General features: G+C 37.5%; 19 protein-coding genes. 11 read left to right on the top strand and 8 right to left on the bottom strand.

The window, feature by feature from the left end:
• Window positions 1–38 precede the first annotated feature (38 nt).
• Entirely contained in the window at window positions 39–209 is a 171-nt protein-coding gene (locus DJ533_RS18745) for a hypothetical protein (RefSeq protein ID WP_171488577.1), read from the top strand.
• A 403-nt stretch (window positions 210–612) separates the two neighbouring features.
• A complete protein-coding gene (locus DJ533_RS16785; RefSeq protein WP_065993398.1) occupies window positions 613–855 on the top strand; it encodes a DUF2789 domain-containing protein in 243 nt (80 codons plus the stop codon).
• A 319-nt stretch (window positions 856–1,174) separates the two neighbouring features.
• On the opposite strand, the gene DJ533_RS16780 is transcribed toward DJ533_RS16785, so the two are convergent.
• The gene (locus DJ533_RS16780) at window positions 1,175–2,032 is read right to left on the bottom strand and encodes a LysR family transcriptional regulator (protein WP_065993399.1); all 858 of its coding nucleotides are present in this window, start codon (window positions 2,030–2,032) and stop codon (window positions 1,175–1,177) included.
• 412 nt (window positions 2,033–2,444) lie between these two features.
• Here DJ533_RS16780 and DJ533_RS16775 point away from each other — a divergent pair, with 412 nt between their 5' ends.
• Window positions 2,445–3,119, top strand: coding sequence for a glycine-rich domain-containing protein (locus tag DJ533_RS16775; protein ID WP_065993400.1), 675 nt, complete (start codon window positions 2,445–2,447; stop codon window positions 3,117–3,119).
• Between the two features lie 27 nt (window positions 3,120–3,146).
• Here the strand turns inward: DJ533_RS16775 and DJ533_RS16770 are convergent, their stop codons facing one another.
• The gene (locus DJ533_RS16770) at window positions 3,147–3,404 is read right to left on the bottom strand and encodes a DUF2061 domain-containing protein (RefSeq protein WP_065993401.1); all 258 of its coding nucleotides are present in this window, start codon (window positions 3,402–3,404) and stop codon (window positions 3,147–3,149) included.
• A 141-nt stretch (window positions 3,405–3,545) separates the two neighbouring features.
• Here DJ533_RS16770 and DJ533_RS16765 point away from each other — a divergent pair, with 141 nt between their 5' ends.
• From DJ533_RS16765 to leuB, 5 genes are all read left to right on the top strand, one after another.
• Entirely contained in the window at window positions 3,546–4,283 is a 738-nt protein-coding gene (locus DJ533_RS16765; RefSeq protein ID WP_065993402.1) for a hypothetical protein, read from the top strand.
• Between the two features lie 114 nt (window positions 4,284–4,397).
• Complete coding sequence (gene leuC, locus DJ533_RS16760) at window positions 4,398–5,846, top strand: 3-isopropylmalate dehydratase large subunit (protein WP_065993403.1); 1,449 nt, start codon at window positions 4,398–4,400, stop codon at window positions 5,844–5,846.
• Between the two features lie 24 nt (window positions 5,847–5,870).
• Window positions 5,871–6,521, top strand: a complete 651-nt coding sequence (leuD, locus tag DJ533_RS16755; RefSeq protein WP_065993404.1) for a 3-isopropylmalate dehydratase small subunit — start codon at window positions 5,871–5,873, stop codon at window positions 6,519–6,521.
• A gap of 91 nt (window positions 6,522–6,612) precedes the next feature.
• The gene (locus DJ533_RS16750) at window positions 6,613–7,176 is read left to right on the top strand and encodes a hypothetical protein (RefSeq protein WP_065993405.1); all 564 of its coding nucleotides are present in this window, start codon (window positions 6,613–6,615) and stop codon (window positions 7,174–7,176) included.
• A 45-nt stretch (window positions 7,177–7,221) separates the two neighbouring features.
• On the top strand, window positions 7,222–8,301 hold the full coding sequence (gene leuB / locus DJ533_RS16745; protein WP_065993406.1) for a 3-isopropylmalate dehydrogenase: 1,080 nt from the start codon (window positions 7,222–7,224) through the stop codon (window positions 8,299–8,301).
• A gap of 63 nt (window positions 8,302–8,364) precedes the next feature.
• Here the strand turns inward: leuB and DJ533_RS16740 are convergent, their stop codons facing one another.
• On the bottom strand, window positions 8,365–8,739 hold the full coding sequence (locus tag DJ533_RS16740; protein ID WP_065993407.1) for a hypothetical protein: 375 nt from the start codon (window positions 8,737–8,739) through the stop codon (window positions 8,365–8,367).
• A gap of 149 nt (window positions 8,740–8,888) precedes the next feature.
• Here DJ533_RS16740 and DJ533_RS16735 point away from each other — a divergent pair, with 149 nt between their 5' ends.
• Window positions 8,889–9,257: a lysozyme inhibitor LprI family protein gene (locus tag DJ533_RS16735; RefSeq protein ID WP_065993408.1), complete on the top strand. Its 369-nt coding sequence runs from the start codon at window positions 8,889–8,891 to the stop codon at window positions 9,255–9,257.
• 53 nt (window positions 9,258–9,310) lie between these two features.
• Here DJ533_RS16735 and infA read toward each other — a convergent pair whose 3' ends face one another.
• The gene (gene infA / locus DJ533_RS16730; RefSeq protein ID WP_001284370.1) at window positions 9,311–9,532 is read right to left on the bottom strand and encodes a translation initiation factor IF-1; all 222 of its coding nucleotides are present in this window, start codon (window positions 9,530–9,532) and stop codon (window positions 9,311–9,313) included.
• A gap of 229 nt (window positions 9,533–9,761) precedes the next feature.
• Here infA and DJ533_RS16725 point away from each other — a divergent pair, with 229 nt between their 5' ends.
• Both DJ533_RS16725 and DJ533_RS16720 read left to right on the top strand, forming a co-directional pair.
• Window positions 9,762–10,772: an AraC family transcriptional regulator gene (locus DJ533_RS16725; protein WP_065993409.1), complete on the top strand. Its 1,011-nt coding sequence runs from the start codon at window positions 9,762–9,764 to the stop codon at window positions 10,770–10,772.
• A 92-nt stretch (window positions 10,773–10,864) separates the two neighbouring features.
• Complete coding sequence (locus tag DJ533_RS16720) at window positions 10,865–11,575, top strand: SMI1/KNR4 family protein (RefSeq protein ID WP_065993410.1); 711 nt, start codon at window positions 10,865–10,867, stop codon at window positions 11,573–11,575.
• 73 nt (window positions 11,576–11,648) lie between these two features.
• Here DJ533_RS16720 and truA read toward each other — a convergent pair whose 3' ends face one another.
• From truA to DJ533_RS16700, 4 genes are all read right to left on the bottom strand, one after another.
• Entirely contained in the window at window positions 11,649–12,446 is a 798-nt protein-coding gene (gene truA, locus DJ533_RS16715) for a tRNA pseudouridine(38-40) synthase TruA (RefSeq protein WP_065993411.1), read from the bottom strand.
• 8 nt (window positions 12,447–12,454) lie between these two features.
• The gene (locus DJ533_RS16710; protein WP_065993552.1) at window positions 12,455–13,453 is read right to left on the bottom strand and encodes an asparaginase domain-containing protein; all 999 of its coding nucleotides are present in this window, start codon (window positions 13,451–13,453) and stop codon (window positions 12,455–12,457) included.
• A 64-nt stretch (window positions 13,454–13,517) separates the two neighbouring features.
• The gene (locus tag DJ533_RS16705) at window positions 13,518–14,927 is read right to left on the bottom strand and encodes a hypothetical protein (protein ID WP_065993412.1); all 1,410 of its coding nucleotides are present in this window, start codon (window positions 14,925–14,927) and stop codon (window positions 13,518–13,520) included.
• A 54-nt stretch (window positions 14,928–14,981) separates the two neighbouring features.
• Entirely contained in the window at window positions 14,982–16,430 is a 1,449-nt protein-coding gene (locus DJ533_RS16700; RefSeq protein ID WP_065993553.1) for a type IV pilus assembly protein FimV, read from the bottom strand.
• Window positions 16,431–16,576: the final 146 nt, after the last annotated feature.

Raw genomic sequence — 16,576 nt, 5'->3', positions numbered from 1 at the left:
CGATTAATGAATATAAGAAATTAAAAAGGAAAATAAAAATGGGAACGAATTTAAATTCAAAGCAAAACTTAAAACAATTTGTTGTGCATCATGTGGATTATTATCAAAAAGTTTTTTCTGATTTTGAAAAAAAAGACACCAAGTTTACCTTTAATTTTGCTGCATTGATTGGTGGTTCATTATGGTTTTTTATCGGAAAATTTATTTAAAAGGGATATTGGCTTTCTTTTCACCAATAATTATTTTATTCATTTTTAGTCTGTTTAAATCGGTAATTTTAAGCGTGATTGGCTCTGAATCATTGGGTATTTCCATCCTGTTGGTTTGGGGAAGTACTCGAGTATTCTTTGCCTTTAACGGAAATTACTGTTTGTGGAAAAGGTATAGGAATTATTTTATAAAACAGCAGAGTAAATCATTGCGAGAGTATGGTGGAGTAAATTGGTGGTTACCTAGCATTGTTTTGATTCTTATTGTTTCATGTATTTGGATTTTAAGTGAAATGATGCAAGGTATGAGACATTAAAAAACAGGTGGTGAATTTAAGCTTCACTTTTAGTTTAAAAATGCTATGTTGGTTTTAGAACTTTTAGAAACGAATGGAGAGATAAAATGAGCCAAACACGCCCAAGAATGACCAATTTATTTGAACAACTTGGCTTAGACTCTAGTGAAGCTTCAATTCAGAAATTTATTGAAACCCATCAGCTCGATGCAGATACAACGATTGTACAAGCCAATATTTGGACAGAATCACAACGCCAATTTTTAGCTGAAAAACTCAGTTCAGATGGCGAGTGGGCAACGATTGTTGATCAGTTAAATGAATCTTTACACGAAGATTCAGTGAAATAATATTTTTCTGATTGAGTGATAAAGAGTGAAAAGATAAAACCATGTTATCAAAATTGACATGGTTTTTTTATTTCTTCAATTATTTAATTAAATTGCAATAGTGTATGTTTTAAAATAGCTCTACAAACAATAAGAATAGTGAAAACAAAAAAAGAAAAACTCATTATTCAACAACACAACAGAGACAACAAGAAAATACAGCGCTCAACTCAGAATTCCATATTTCAGATACGGAGTTCTTCCAAGTTTAGTATGACTTGGATGATTTCTGAAATATGGTTTTCTGGTTTTATTTTAAAATTTTAAATCTTTCAAAAAATTATTTCATCATTTCAATAAGTTCTAGAACAGCACGTGATTGACTACGGGCGGGATGCCATACCATTCCTAATTGACGATACATATTTACATTGATATCGAGTTGTTTTAAGTCGTTGTTTAACAAAGTTTTAGGTAGAACTGACCAACCTAAACCGATCGAAACCAACATGCGAATTGCTTCTAAGGTGTTGTTACTCATTGTAATTTTAGGTTTTAACCCTTTTTTCTCAAACTCCGCTAAGGTGATTTGACTAGTATAGGTTTGGGATGCAGGAATTAGACTTGAGTACTCGATTAAATCTTCAAGTCTAAGGTTTTCTTTGTGTGCCAATGGATGGAAAGGCGCAACTACAAATGCCAAAGGATCATCCCAAATTTTGACGTATTTTAAACGTTCATCCCCTTGTGGTGGTAAAGTTAAAAATGCAAGCTCGAGATCACCTGCGAGTACTTGTTCGTGTGCTTGTTCAGAATCAACAAAATGCACATCTAAAGTGACATTTGGAAAGTCTTGGACATATTTTTTGAGGTGTATGGGTAAATGATGCAAGCCGATATGATGACTTGTACCAATTTTCAGTTTACCTTGCACTTGCCCTTGTTCATGGCTGAGCGTGTGGTGAATATCTCCTAACTCATTTAACCAGTTTTTGACTTTAGGCAACAATGAATGTGCGGCATGTGTCGCTTGAATTCCACGGCCTGCAGACTCAAAAAGTTTGACACCAAAATAATCCTCAAGGCTATGTATACGTTTAGTGACAGCAGGCTGGGTAATAAACAGTTGTTCTGCTGCCATAGAAATTGAACCAGTTTCCATAACTTTAACAAAGGCTTCAAAAGCAGCAAGATTCATGATATTCCCATCCATAAAGAATTTTTATGCGTAATTCATTATTTAGAAATTTTTAGAATTAATCAAAACAATTCTGAAATATTTACAAATTAAGTGAAATGACCGGAGTATGCGTAATTGTTTGGAAAAGTTTATATACAAGTTTTTACTGTACAAAAAACAGGACATTTATTTATAGTGATGAGAATAAAAACAACAAAAAGGTAGATTTTATTTGCATACACAACAACATCATTCTCTCCAACATTTCAGTACCGTGAAGCGAAATATATTTAAGTTATCTTGGTTTAGGTTCTTGATATATAGCTTGATTATTTTGTCATTGGGTGGATTATTTCTCTATTATTTTCATATCTATTTCCTACTGATTTTTAGCGTTATTTTTGTATTTTTTTGGACGTTGGTGCGAAGATTGCATCTTAAAAAACTCCAAGATTTGGTGGCGATACGTATCCCTGATTATATTTGGCAGGCTTTTTATCAGCGTCATCCACAAATGAGTGAATCCTCACAAGAGATCATTGAAGAAGGATTTAAAGATTATCTCGCTCTACATTTGTGGTCAAAAAACTCCTATGCGATGCCTTCACATGCAGTCGATGCGTTGTGGCATGTTTTGATTGAGGAGTTTCAGGATTTTTATGATTTGATGTGTAAAAATACTTTGGGCTATGAACTCAGGCATAAACCACATGATAAAAATCCGACTACAAAACAAAAAGAGGAACAGCGCAAACAATTAATAAATACGTGGCAAGCGGCTTGTCAGATTCATCATTTAGACCCTAAAAACACGCAAACTTTACCTCGTTTATTTCAAATCGATACACAGGTGAAATGGGAAAATGGCATTCATTTTCAATTACCCGTATTGCTTGCGATGTATGGTCAGTTACTTGATACTCGTTCAGATACCTCACCTTCACATCCAAATAGCGCATGTTCATCGACAACCGCATTTTCATCTTCTTCATGCTCAGGCTCATCCAGCGATGTGAGTCACTCGCATTCAGGTTATGATGCAAACTCCGATGGGGATTCGAGTTCAGATTCTTCGTGTAGTAGTTGTGGCGGAGGTGGTGATTAGTTGCCACAGCATTTTTGATTTTAGAAATTAAGCTTCTATTACTGTTACTGTGGATTTTTGTGCATTTAATGCAGCTTGGTCTTTTTTATTCCATACTTTTTCATGGAAGAAGAATGCAAAGGCTTGCACAGTCGGTTCGAGTAAACTTAATGTAACAGCCATCCATAAATTACCTGTCACCATGTATGCAACTAACATCGCAACGGTAATGTGCATGATGTAATAGCTTAAGGTTTTTTTGAAAATTCGTTGATTGGTTTGAACAAAATTTTGAATACGCGCCATGACAGTCACCATAAGATTAGAAGTTAATTAAATAATAATCATTATCATTTATAGTGTAAAAGAGATTTTTTAATTATTGATGATTGGATTTGTGAATGATCGTTTATGATGTGAGTTGAATTTTTATAATAAGTGAAAAATATGGAAAATATTATACAAATAGAAGGGTTTGTAGAAAATCTAGAAATTCAATTTAGTCAGTTAGGGTTAAAACTAGGGAAACATAAGCAACAATACGTTAAAAGTAAAAAATTTACGTGTACTGTAAATGGTCATTTATTACAGGGAAATTTTCATCAACTTATGTTTGGAGATGGTTCGAACGTTCGAATTGTAACTTATAGGTTCGATGATGTTTCTTGTAGACATCAGATTGATGCAATATTAAATTTAGACAATGGAATTCTGCATATACCTGCGTGGGTAGGGTATGGCACAACACCTGCAATTATTGATCTCGTTATTTTCTTTCCAATATTGATCGGGTTGGGGACCATGATATTTTTTGGAACCATTCTATATTCTACTGAGTTCGGTTGGATTCTTACACTAGGCTTTGCTACAGCACTATTTCTTGTATATTTCATCGGTTTTATTTTTACGATCCCCTATATTTTATATTTAGCTAAAAAGGATCAAGAGCTACTCGCTGATATAGGATTTTCTCAGCCTGAACTTGCATTACAACGTATATTTTATTTGCATAATGGAAAGTTCAGATTTGAGCATTCATATGGTGAGGTATATTTCAATGGAAAGTATTGCCATGGAATCCATGATTGTAAAAAACTTGTTGATGTTTATCCTGATTTTAAATTATCTGATATTTATCAACCTCAAGGTAGTACCACCCCTGATTTTTACAGTGTTGGAATTTAAATATTAATTCCAGAAAGTTTTTAAATTAATAAAAATGATAAATTAGATTTATGTAAAAACACGGTTATAATCGAATTAATGAAAGAATTACCCAGTCCAGTGGAGCACATCGACATGGCAGGCGAAAACCAAAAAGCAAAAACCGAAAATGCAAAAACATTGTACGATAAATTGTGGGATGACCATTTAGTAAAACAACGAGATGATGGCTCTGCATTACTGTATATCGACCGTCATTTATTACATGAAGTAACGTCTCCACAAGCGTTTGAAGGTCTGCAATTGGCAGGTCGTACACCTTGGCGTTTAAGTGCCAACGTGGCAACACCTGACCACAACGTTCCAACGTCTACTAAAGAGCGTTCAGAAGGGATTGCAGGGATCGAAGATGATACTTCACGTATCCAAGTGCAAACTTTAGATGACAATTGTAAAACCTTTAATGTGGTTCAATTTGACATTAATGATGTTCGTCAAGGAATTGCACACGTGGTTGGCCCTGAGCAGGGTTTAACTTTGCCAGGTATGACGGTGGTTTGTGGCGACTCTCATACTGCAACACATGGTGCATTTGGTTGTTTGGCACATGGGATCGGAACATCAGAAGTTGAACATGTATTGGCAACCCAATGCTTAGTCCAAAAGAAAATGAAAAACATGTTGGTGCGTGTTGATGGCAAATTAGGTCAAGGCGTAACACCAAAAGATGTGGTATTGGCGATTATTGGTAAAATCGGGACTGCGGGTGGTACAGGTCATGCGATTGAATTCGGTGGTCAAGTGTTCCGTGATATGTCGATTGAAGGTCGTATGACGGTCTGTAACATGGCGATTGAAGGTGGTGCCCGTGTTGGTATGGTTGCTGTCGACGAAAAAACGATTGAATATGTGAAAAATCGTCCTTATGCACCGAAAGGCGAGCAGTGGGATGCAGCAGTAGAATATTGGAATACTTTACATTCTGATGAAGGCGCACATTTTGATACTGTTGTAGTTTTACAAGGTGAAGAGATCGAGCCACAAGTGTCTTGGGGAACGTCACCTGAGATGGTGATTCCTGTGTCACAAGCGGTTCCTACTTTAGAGCAAGCCAAAGATGACGTACAACGCAATGATTGGACACGTGCCTATCAATACATGGGCTTAAATGGCGGTCAGGCATTGACAGATATTCAGTTAGACCGTGTATTTATCGGTTCATGTACAAACTCTCGTATTGAAGACATTCGTGCAGCGGCAGAAGTTGCGAAAGGCAAAAAAGTTGCTTCTAGTATTAAACAAGCGATGGTCGTTCCAGGTTCTGGTTTAGTTAAAGCGCAAGCAGAAGCAGAAGGCTTGGATAAAATCTTGGTTGAAGCTGGTTTTGAATGGCGTGAACCAGGTTGTTCAATGTGCTTGGCAATGAATGCAGATAAATTACAACCGGGTGAGCATTGCGCATCGACGTCTAACCGTAACTTTGAAGGTCGTCAGGGCAATGGTGGTCGTACACATTTGGTGAGTCCAGCGATGGCAGCAGCGGCGGCAATCGCAGGTCATTTCGTTGATGTACGTACATTCTAATTCGGGCTAAGAGAAGCAAAAGACATGAAAAAATATACCGTTGAACAAGGTATCGTTGCACCATTAGACCGTGCCAATGTCGATACCGACTTAATTATTCCAAAACAATTTTTGAAGTCCATCAAACGTACCGGTTTTGGTGACAATTTATTTGATGAATTGCGTTATTTAGATGAAGGCTTTTTAGGTCAAGACAATTCTAAGCGTCCTAAAAATCCTGATTTTGCATTGAATCAGCCACGCTATCAAGGGGCTTCAATCTTGATTTCACGTGCTAACTTTGGGTGTGGTTCAAGTCGTGAACATGCGCCATGGGCATTGGAAGAATATGGCTTCCGTACCGTGATTGCACCAAGTTATGCAGATATTTTTTTCAATAACAGCTTTAAAAATGGCATGTTACCTGTAATCTTGTCTGAAGAGATTGTTGATCAATTATTTAAAGAATGCTTTGCAAATGAAGGCTATCAGTTAACGATCGATTTGGAAGCGCAAGAAGTACGTACTCCCAGTGGCGAAGCATTTAAGTTTGACGTTGATCCATTTCGTAAACACTGTTTGTTAAATGGTTTAGATGATATCGGTTTAACTTTACAAGCGAGTGATGATATCAAAGCCTATGAAGAGAAAACCAAAGCTGCTCGTCCGTGGGTTTTTGCTGAAATACAGGCTTAATTGCAGAATATATAGCGTGAAGGTCTAACTCTTGCTAACATGTAAAACATAACAATATGTATGTTTTAGATGATAGGGTTGGACCAAAATAATGATGAAGGTCTTTAATTATCGCATTTTGATCGGTGTATTGGGTATTTTACTGAGTGCGTGTCAAACATCAGACTTTGCACGTGTAAAGAAAGCCGAAAAAAAATATCATGATCCACTCAATAATGTTGTTGTTTATTGCTCTGGTGCGGAACGTTGTGAATTTAGTCGATTAACCAATATTAATTTAATTGATGAAAGCACCCATCGTATTTATCCAGACGTGCTTAAAAAAGGTTATTTTAAGCTTGCAAATCATGATCCTAAAAATCAGTCACTCTATCTCACTATACCTGCTAGCCAGTATGAAATGGTGATTCGTTTTTATCCGATTTCTCAACAACATGCTGAAGTTTTTCATGTCATTCATCGTTTTAAAGCCAATCAGCAATATACTTTTAAAATGTATCGCAAACGCTCTGAAAACGCAGGGAGCTTGTTGAATGTTTCAGCACCTTCACCATTATGTGTCGACTTGTTGCAAGAGAAGCGCACCATACGTCGTTTTTGTCGTCCCTATAACGTAGAGACGGGCTTAAGCGAATATATTGAACAAAAAATTTAAACGTAATTGGCAGGTTAACTGTCAACAATGAAAATGGAAATACAAATGTCTAAACAAATTTTGATCTTGGCAGGTGATGGGATTGGTCCTGAAATTGTTGCTGCGGCTGAAAAAGTATTAAGCAATGTCAATGACAAATTTAATTTAGGTTTAACGTGGGAACATGGTTTGCTTGGTGGTTCAGCGATAGATGCCCATGGTGAACCTTACCCAGCGGTGACTGCTGAGCAAGCAAAAAAAGCAGATGCAATTTTACTGGGTGCAGTTGGTGGTCCGAAATGGGATAATATTGAACGTTCTATTCGTCCAGAGCGTGGTTTATTAAAAATTCGTAGTGAATTGAATTTATTTGCAAACTTGCGTCCTGCGATTCTTTATCCACAACTTGCTGATGCATCAAGCTTAAAACCAGAAGTGGTTTCAGGTTTAGACATTCTGATTGTACGTGAGCTTACAGGTGGGATTTACTTTGGTCAACCACGTGGGATTCGTGAACTTGAAAATGGTGAAAAACAAGGCTACAACACGGATGTGTATGCGGAGTCTGAGATCAAACGTATCGCCAAAGTTGCTTTTGAAATGGCAAATCTACGTGGCGGCAAAGTTTGTTCAGTGGATAAAGCCAATGTCCTTGAAGTGACTGAACTTTGGAAGCAAACCGTCACAGCATTGAAAGAAGAACAATATCCAAACATTAATCTTTCACACATGTATGTCGACAATGCCGCAATGCAATTGGTTCGTGCACCGAAGCAGTTTGACGTAATCGTGACAGGTAACTTGTTCGGTGATATTTTGTCTGATGAAGCTGCTATGTTGACAGGTTCAATTGGTATGTTGCCATCGGCATCTTTGGATGAAAATGGTAAAGGCATGTATGAGCCATGTCATGGTTCAGCCCCTGATATCGCAGGTCAAAACATTGCCAATCCGCTGGCAACGATTCTTTCTGTGGCGATGATGCTTCGCTATACTTTCCGTGAAGAAGCGGCTGCTAAAGCAATTGAAGATGCAGTGGGTAAAGTACTAGATCAAGGTTTACGCACAGGTGATATTATGTCTGAAGGTATGACCAAAGTGGGTACGATTGAAATGGGAGATGCAGTGGTTGCTGCGCTTGCTTAATCTAAAAGATTTGATGATGTTAAACGCAGCTTAGGCTGCGTTTTTTGTATGATTGAGATGGTTTTAACACGCTCGTCCTGAATAATTTACTGCTTTTGCAATCCCCTGAGTGAGCTGGAAAATAATTTTACATTGAAAATTAATATCATAACTACTTGCACCTGCTCGCACTGTACCTTGACCAAGATTGCCTTGTGGAATAGGAATATTTAAAGGTCGATAAACAATATAAATCAATTGATCATCACTGACCTGTGGTGCGCTACTCTGATAGCCTAATTTTTTGAAATTTAAGTTGTCTTGAATACTTTGGCTAGATTGACCGAGAAAATTATGTAAATAGGCATTCAAATCATAAGGACGATTGAGATCAGTTTGACAGCCAAGTAACCCAAAAGAAATAACAGCAACGCTTGATAATAATATAATCTTTTGCATTTTATACTCCATGTTTTCGGCACATTATTTGTATTGACATTCATGTAGAGTGTAGTAAATATTTCTATAACTAAATGTTGTTTGATTGCTAAGTCAGATAATTGGTCGTTAAGAACAAAAAAGTGAAATAGGATAAAAAGGAAACAAAGATGAAAAAAATTTGGGCAGCGTTAAGCGTCATGCTGATATCAAGTTTTGCGTTTGCAGATAATTGTGATAATGCACGTAATGCGTATGACGATATTTATTGTAGTAATAAAATTTATGCGAGTGCAGATGCTGAACTCAATAAAAACTATCAGCTTCTTCGAACTAAACTCACCACAAATCAGAAAACAATTTTGAAGCGTTCACAAGTCTCCTGGATTAAACAACGTGATGCACAATGTTCTGACGAAGCAGAACGTACAGTTTTTGTAAATTGCAATCTAGAGCAGACACAAGAACGTAACGCTTGGTTAAGAGAGCGTATTCGTGAATGTGATACTGTTGGTTGTAAAAGTAGCGCGCTGAATTAAGCTAGAATAGCACATGAAAAAAGCCACATAGGTGGCTTTTTGCTTGCTAAAACTTAGCGTGCACGATATGTGATACGACCTTTAGTTAAGTCATAAGGTGTCATTTCTACTTTCACACTGTCGCCTGTTAAGATACGAATATAATGTTTACGCATTTTACCAGAAATGTGAGCAATCACTTCGTGACCGTTTTCTAAACGTACACGGAACATAGTATTAGGAAGCGTTTCGGTGACAACGCCTTCGAACTCGATAAGTTCCTCTTTATTGGCCATAGCCTACCTGATGATCAAATTGGAAAGGCGCAAATTATAGGCAAAATTTTAGAAAAAAACAAGTCAATGCAAGTCGCTTGCGAAGCAAATTTAGGCAAAATAGTCAAACAAAGAAATAAATTTTTTCAACAAAAAGTTGCTTATACAGGTTGTCAGTTTGGTCAATCGACTGTAATCTAAATCACATGATTTAATTATAAATTGAATAAGATACAAGGAAGGGCACTGCGTGAGTCAGCTAACTGATGCTTCGGTTGTTTTGCGATTAGGCTATCAAGCGATTCGTCGTGCGGGATTGCCAACCGAAGAACTATTATCTAAAGCGGGTGTAGCATTAAATCAAATTGATCAAAATGCCCGTACCCCCTTAAGTGCGCAATATGCTTTTTGGATTGCCGCTGAAGAGGTAAGTAAGGATCCAGACATTGGATTACATCTTGGTGAACACTTACCACTCTATCGTGGTCAGGTAATAGAGCACTTGTTTGTTTCAAGTGAAAATTTTGGTGAGGGTTTAAAACGTGCCTTGGCATATCAACGTCTGATTAGTGATGCTTTTCATGCCAAATTGGTAGTTGAAAGTGACGGACGTTGTTATTTAACCAATGGTGAACAACCTTTTGCGGATAGCATTGTGAATCGTCATTTTTCTGAATGTGCGATTTCGGGCATCTTACGTTTCTTTAAGTTTATTACAGAGGGGCGCTTTGAACCGATTTACATTGACTTTAACTTTAATGAAGGTGCATCGGACGATGAATATTTAAGGGTGTATGAATGTCCTGTGAGTTTAGGGCAAAAAGAAACACGCCTATATTTTGATGCGACTATTCTAGATTATCCACTGTGGCAAGCTGAACCTGAGTTATTACAGTTACATGAGCAGCTTGCCATTGAAAAATTACAAGAGTTAGCACGCTATGATCTGGTCGGTGAAGTGCGCCGTGCTATTGGTTCAACTTTAGAAAGTGGTGAAACGACTTTAGAAACGGTAGCAGCACAGCTACATATTACCCCACGCCGTTTACGTACTCAGTTGTCTGAGGCAAATACTAGCTTCCAGCAAATTCTTTCAGATTATCGCTGTCGTTTAGCGAAAAAACTTCTGGCAAATACCAATGAGAGCGTGGAACGCATTGTCTATTTAACAGGTTTTTCTGAGCCAAGTACTTTCTATCGTGCGTTTAAACGTTGGACCAATGAAACTCCTGTGGAATATCGAAAACGTAAACAACGTTGAGTTGAATATTAGAGTCACTCTTTAAAAGCTTCGGATGTCAGCATACGAAGCTTTTTTATTATAAATAATGTGAAAATAACAAAGGATAAAAAGTGAATCAGCAATTGCAAAGAATAACAGCCAAGCTTGAACAACTAAAAAATTTAGATATTCATTTACAATTGTTTGGTGCCCAACAGCATCAATATCACCTCAATCCTCCTCTGTCTGTTGAGGTGATTCAGGCTTTTGAACAAGACTATCAGGTGACTTTGCCTAAAGATTATGTGGCATTTTTTACGCATATCGGCAATGGTGGTGCAGGTCCATTTTTAGGTTTAGAACCTTTTGAGCAGGCATTATTTGTGGATTTAGACGATCCAAATCCGCAATTATTGCTGCATCCAAATTTTCCTTTTCAGCATCAAAATGCATGGAATGCCTTATTTATTGCAACTTGTGATGAAGATGACGAAAACTATGAAGAACAATATTATGCATTTCATGCACATCAAATGGATGGCTGTATTGCTATCTGTAACTATGGTTGTGGTGTGAGTTTAAACTTGGTGGTGAATGGTGCTGAGTACGGTTATATTTGGACGGATGATCGTGCTAATGATGGCGGGATTTATCCTTCACAACAATTGGGAAATAGTGAAAAATTAAGCTTTTTAGACTGGTATGAGTTATGGCTAGATCAAAGCTTAGTTGAAATACAAGCAAAACTTGCGCCTCCACATCTTAGTGAAGACGATAAAAATGATTTAAAAGAATCAATTGAGTCAATTATAAGAGATAGAAAATGGTGGAAATTTTGGTAAGGAGAATGGAAGTCGATGAGTGAACTTTATTCTTCAAAACCTAGATATAAGTAGTGAATGGGTAGATTGAATATTACTCTGGCATATTGAGCCAATGCGGTCCTAAGGACATTTTAGGTAATTCAAATTGTTCAGGATAATCTGCGTGAATAAAATATAAGCCATCGGGTGGCGCAGTAATACCCGCAGCTTTACGGTCTTCAGCTGCAAATATTGCATCAATATGCTCAATCTCATACATGCCTTGCCCAATTTCCAATAAACAGCCCATGATGTTGCGTACCATGTGATGTAAAAAACCATCTGCCTGAATATCAAGGACTAAATAATTACCATGTCGAATTAAGCGACAATGTTTTACATGACGAACAGGCTGGTTGGATTGACAGGCTGCTGCACGGAAACTTTCAAAATTATGTGTACCTTCAAATTTTTTGGCAGCTTCAATCATTTTATCAACATCCAGTGGATAAAATGCATGGGTAACCTGTTTATAGAGTAGGGCAGGACGGCTTGAGGATTGATACACGACATAGCGATAACGACGTGCTTTGGCTTTAAAGCGGGCATGAAACTCTTGATCCATTTCCTTGATCCACTGGATGGAAATGTCTTTGGGCAGTTGGCTGTTTGCACCCATTAGCCAGCCTCGTATCGGACGAATGGCATTGGTATCGAAATGTGCCACCATATTGGTTGCATGTACACCTGCATCAGTACGTCCTGCACCATGCAAAATGATGGGTTCATCGGCAATGGTGCTGAGCACTTTTTCCATAGTTTCTTGAATACTGCGTACGCCAGCCTGCTGAGTTTGCCAACCTTTATATCGAATGCCACAAAACTCAATCCCAATTGCAAAGCGTTGCATAATTATCCCTATTCAGGTTGATTGTCTAAATGATCGTACCAATGCTCATGCCGTTGTGCGGAGCTTGGGTATTGTAAATAAATTTTTAAGATTTTGGCATAAAGATCAGCTTGGCTGTGTGCATCACTGCATAAAATATTGGCATTTTGTATCCACTGGCTGACAGCATAGCGTTGATCTAAAGCGCCGAAGGGGACTTGAGTACTTAAAATTACGCTACAATCCTGTTCTTTTAAAGTTTTAAAATATTCAATAACATTATGATTTACGGATAAATTTCCAACACCATACGCTTGTAAAATGAGAAAGTGTGGTGCTTTGTGTAGCAGTGCGCTGAGATTATTTTCCAATTGTTGTTGTTCAATCGGTAAGACCATCCAATTGAGAATATTTAGTTGTTGCGCTTTTTCAATATCAGCAATAGAAATACTATACACCTCACTTTTAGCGTTTAAGCGATTATCCTGATCTAATTGTACTTTTTTGCCACGAAAAGCGTCTAAGGCTGTGCTATGCACTTTTAAAACGCTATTTGCATGAAAAACCTGATGATAAAATGCTAAATACACCCCCATTGGAACTTTTGTGACATTGTCGAGCGCTGTATTGAGATTATCAATCGCATCGGTAAATTCACGGGTATTATCGCCTTGCACAGTAAGAAGTGGATATTGACTCCCTGTAAGTATTAGGTGACAAGAGTGGGCTAAAAAGCGCGATAAGACTGCAGCTGCATAGCTCAGAGTATCCGTCCCATGAATCACCACAAAATATTGAAAAGCTTGTTGTTGTAAACTTTGAATTTGTTGTATGAGTTTGAGCCAGTCTTGTGCAGTACATGCGCTACTGTCTAAAATGGCAGGTGCTTTAAAACATTCGATGTGTAGATGGGCAGGTAATACATGTTTGAGCTGAGGAATAAACTCATTTTCAGGCATGGGGCTTAAAGGTTCGCCAATACAACCAAAAGTTCCACCTGTATAAATTAATGCAATTTTTTTGATCATAATTTTCTGGTTCACCATAAAAAAGCAGCCAAGAATGGCTGCTTTTATCTTAAAAGGAAAAAATTTAAGAAGCTATGCGATTGAGTAAATTTTCAGAGTGTTGTTTTTGCTCGGCTGAATAGCTTTCTTGATTTTGTGCTAAAAGCTGGCGTGCTGCATCATAAGCACCAAGTTCAATATATTGCTCTGCAAGCTCTAAGTTTAGCGTAATTTCATTGGTCGTTAATAATGCTGGAAATGCTTGTGCTAAAGGATCAGCAGATGTTGATTCAGAAACAATAGGCGTATCGGTTTGACTTTCAAATGCTAAGTCTTGAGTCTGTGGTTCACTCAGGTCAAAACTAAAACTTGGTTGAGGATCTAGAGTAGGACTGTCTAATTTAAAGTCAACAGAAGGTGCTGTTGTATTTGTTTCGGAAATTGATGGTTCTGGTACAGTAGGAATAACTGGCGCTTCAAGGTCGAGTTTAAATTCAGTAAGTGTTTCTGTTGTATGAGGTTCGTCTGCGATAGGTTCGGTTACTGGTGCTACAGCATCAAAACTGAACTCAAGCGGAGCAGTGTTATCTAGCTGTGCTGAGCTAACATTCTCTTGCGCTGCTGGACTAGTGGGTGCTGTTGTATCCAAACCAAAACTAAAATCCAAAGCTTCATGGGATTGTGGTGTTTCAGGTTCTTGCTTGGGTTCAGCTAAGTTGAACTCTAACACTGCTGGTTCTGCAGTAGATATTTCTTGCACTGGTGTAACAGGTGCTTCAGTTGAGGTGCTTGAAGAAAACTCTAAATCAACTGACTGTGGCGCTAGCTCATTTGTTTTTAAACTTTCTTGTGTTTCAGTTTTTTTCGTTGAAGTGTATTCATCTTGCAATAAATCAAAACTATTATTTGTCTTTGGTCTGTGATCAATCAATACATCGAAAGCCTCAGATGAAACAGGGTTTTGTTCAACTGGGGGAGTTGTTGGTATTTCTGTTTCAACAGCAGTTTTAAATTCAATAACCTCAATTTCTTGTTTAGCAAATTCAGCTTTTTTCTCTTCAGCTTGCTTTACAATATCGTGTAAACCAAGACTGCGTAAATATTGCAATAATTGATTGACTGCAAACTCATCTTTTTGCGCTAAATGGATATCAAGTAAAGATAAATATAAACCATGCTGACGATTATCTTGATTGAGTGCCAGATTAATCTGTGCTTCAGCCGCAGAATAATTTTTTTCTTTGATTAACGTTTCAATTTTTTGCTTTAAGTCTTTATTGACTTCTATAACAGTTTCTTGGATTGCAACAGGTTCTTCAACCACTTGAGTCTGTTGACGTTGACTTGTGCGGGCAGTTTTAGCGACATTTTTTTTCGCTGATTTTTTGTTGCTAACTTTTTTATTAGCGTTATTGTCTTGTTGACTTGCTTCTCGTTTTTTGAGCACGATAGCAACCACTAACAATAAAATAAAAGGAATGATATACAACAACATGTTTTCTACCCCTTCATTGCATCCAATGAACCTTAATTTAAAAAAATACGTGAATTACTTAGTTTTTTTTGCTTGAGCTTGCTGTTGCAATTGGTGCTGAATTTGAGCAAGTCGAGCATTGAGCAATTGAATACGATTGTTCTTTTCATTTAGAGCTGAATTCAGTTGCGTCACGTCATTTTGTAATTTAACTGTTTTTTCACGTGCTGTCATAACTTTTGTAGATAATTCTGCTGAAGTTGTCTTATCTAAGCGATTTGTGTGTGTAGTAGATGACGTTTGCGATGATTTTTGATCTACAACAATGCTCATTTCTGCCTGATTTAAACGATATCTAGTTTTACCAGATGGCGCTTGCTGTGTAGTCGGTGGCGCTGGCTTAAACTTTTGTTGTGCATTCGGCATTGGCTGTGCCAAATTTAAGGCAATACCTTGACGCAGGCGGTTTGGGTCACCTTGTATAAAAGCTTGAGGATTATTGGCTTGTAATTCTCGCATGACCTCAGGAACACTTCGTTTGGTCTTCGCTGCGATTTTGCTTGCAATAGACCATAAAGATTCATTTGCTTGCACTTTATATATTTCTTTTGATGCCACAGCTGCTTTTGCTTGCTGTGTTGCATTTGAATTTTGTTTATTTTGATTTTGTCCTGTAGCTGGTTCTGGTTGAAGTTTTTGTTCTGATTTTTGTTGCGCTATTTCTGCTTTAGGTGTTATAGCAGAATGTTGCTTTAAAAATGCAGCACGTGTTGCATCAGCATCTTCACGGGCATGATTTGTATTTACTGTTTGAGTAATTTGAGTAGATGGTGAAGCTGTATTTTCTTTTGCTGTTATTGGCGTATTTTGAATGGTTGTAGTGGTATTTGTATTTACTGCTGTAGTATTAGGTGATGTATTTAATATCGGAAGTGGTACTGTTGAAATTGCAAGTGGTGTCACTGTACTGCTGGGTGATGTTGTCGTTACTGTAGTTGTTTTTGTAGCATTGTTCTCTGTAGAGGCAGATTTAATTAACGTACTTTCTGGTAAATTTAAAGCAAGATCTTTTTCACTCACAATGACTTGAGGTGTTAATGATTTTTCATTGCTTGGCATCGCCATAGGTGTAGCTGCTGATTTTGTACGTGTTAAATTGGCTTTAACCTGCTGAATATGGGTGGCACTACCTTCCTGAATTTTTAAAAGAATATTTAATTCAGGTTCAATGATTGGTCGAGTTGAAGTAATGACAATCACGCCACTACCATCGCTTGAACGGCGCGTAAAAAAGTTTAAATGACCGGGTGCTTGATGTGATGCGCGAAGATTGATCATATCTTCAGTTGTAGCCAAATTGACATCAATTTTTTCGTTTGGATTAGAATTGCTAAATTTCATCTCTGCATAAAGCAAATCTCCTGAACCCGATTGGATTTGAATCGGATCAAGTTGGAGTGCAGATACAGATTGTGATGCAATAATAGCTAATATGGCAATTTTTAGTTTGTTATATACGGTCATCGCTTTCATTGCTCTAATGAAATTGTCGTCAGTTAACCAAGCACGAATTTGCTTAGTTATATCCCCAAATAGATTTTTAACAGTATAGTTACATAAAAAAGCCGAACTTTATAGTTCGGCTTTCGATTATTTGACTAATTTTTTCA

Source organism: Acinetobacter defluvii, assembly GCF_001704615.3.
Taxonomy (GTDB): Bacteria; Pseudomonadota; Gammaproteobacteria; order Pseudomonadales; family Moraxellaceae; genus Acinetobacter; species Acinetobacter defluvii.
This window is presented reverse-complemented; position numbering and strand designations above follow the sequence as displayed.

Bases quoted from the DNA above. Each gene is read 5' to 3' on its own strand.
- DJ533_RS16785 (WP_065993398.1), top strand. From the start codon at position 613: ATGAGCCAAACACGCCCAAGAATGACCAATTTATTTGAACAACTTGGC.
- truA (WP_065993411.1), bottom strand. From the start codon at position 12,446: ATGCAACGCTTTGCAATTGGGATTGAGTTTTGTGGCATTCGATATAAA.
- leuD (WP_065993404.1), top strand. From the start codon at position 5,871: ATGAAAAAATATACCGTTGAACAAGGTATCGTTGCACCATTAGACCGT.
- leuB (WP_065993406.1), top strand. From the start codon at position 7,222: ATGTCTAAACAAATTTTGATCTTGGCAGGTGATGGGATTGGTCCTGAA.
- DJ533_RS16770 (WP_065993401.1), bottom strand. From the start codon at position 3,404: ATGGCGCGTATTCAAAATTTTGTTCAAACCAATCAACGAATTTTCAAA.
- DJ533_RS16750 (WP_065993405.1), top strand. From the start codon at position 6,613: ATGATGAAGGTCTTTAATTATCGCATTTTGATCGGTGTATTGGGTATT.
- DJ533_RS16780 (WP_065993399.1), bottom strand. From the start codon at position 2,032: ATGAATCTTGCTGCTTTTGAAGCCTTTGTTAAAGTTATGGAAACTGGT.
- infA (WP_001284370.1), bottom strand. From the start codon at position 9,532: ATGGCCAATAAAGAGGAACTTATCGAGTTCGAAGGCGTTGTCACCGAA.
- DJ533_RS16740 (WP_065993407.1), bottom strand. From the start codon at position 8,739: ATGCAAAAGATTATATTATTATCAAGCGTTGCTGTTATTTCTTTTGGG.
- DJ533_RS16710 (WP_065993552.1), bottom strand. From the start codon at position 13,453: ATGATCAAAAAAATTGCATTAATTTATACAGGTGGAACTTTTGGTTGT.
- DJ533_RS16735 (WP_065993408.1), top strand. From the start codon at position 8,889: ATGAAAAAAATTTGGGCAGCGTTAAGCGTCATGCTGATATCAAGTTTT.
- DJ533_RS18745 (WP_171488577.1), top strand. From the start codon at position 39: ATGGGAACGAATTTAAATTCAAAGCAAAACTTAAAACAATTTGTTGTG.
- DJ533_RS16705 (WP_065993412.1), bottom strand. From the start codon at position 14,927: ATGTTGTTGTATATCATTCCTTTTATTTTATTGTTAGTGGTTGCTATC.
- leuC (WP_065993403.1), top strand. From the start codon at position 4,398: ATGGCAGGCGAAAACCAAAAAGCAAAAACCGAAAATGCAAAAACATTG.
- DJ533_RS16700 (WP_065993553.1), bottom strand. From the start codon at position 16,430: ATGACCGTATATAACAAACTAAAAATTGCCATATTAGCTATTATTGCA.
- DJ533_RS16765 (WP_065993402.1), top strand. From the start codon at position 3,546: ATGGAAAATATTATACAAATAGAAGGGTTTGTAGAAAATCTAGAAATT.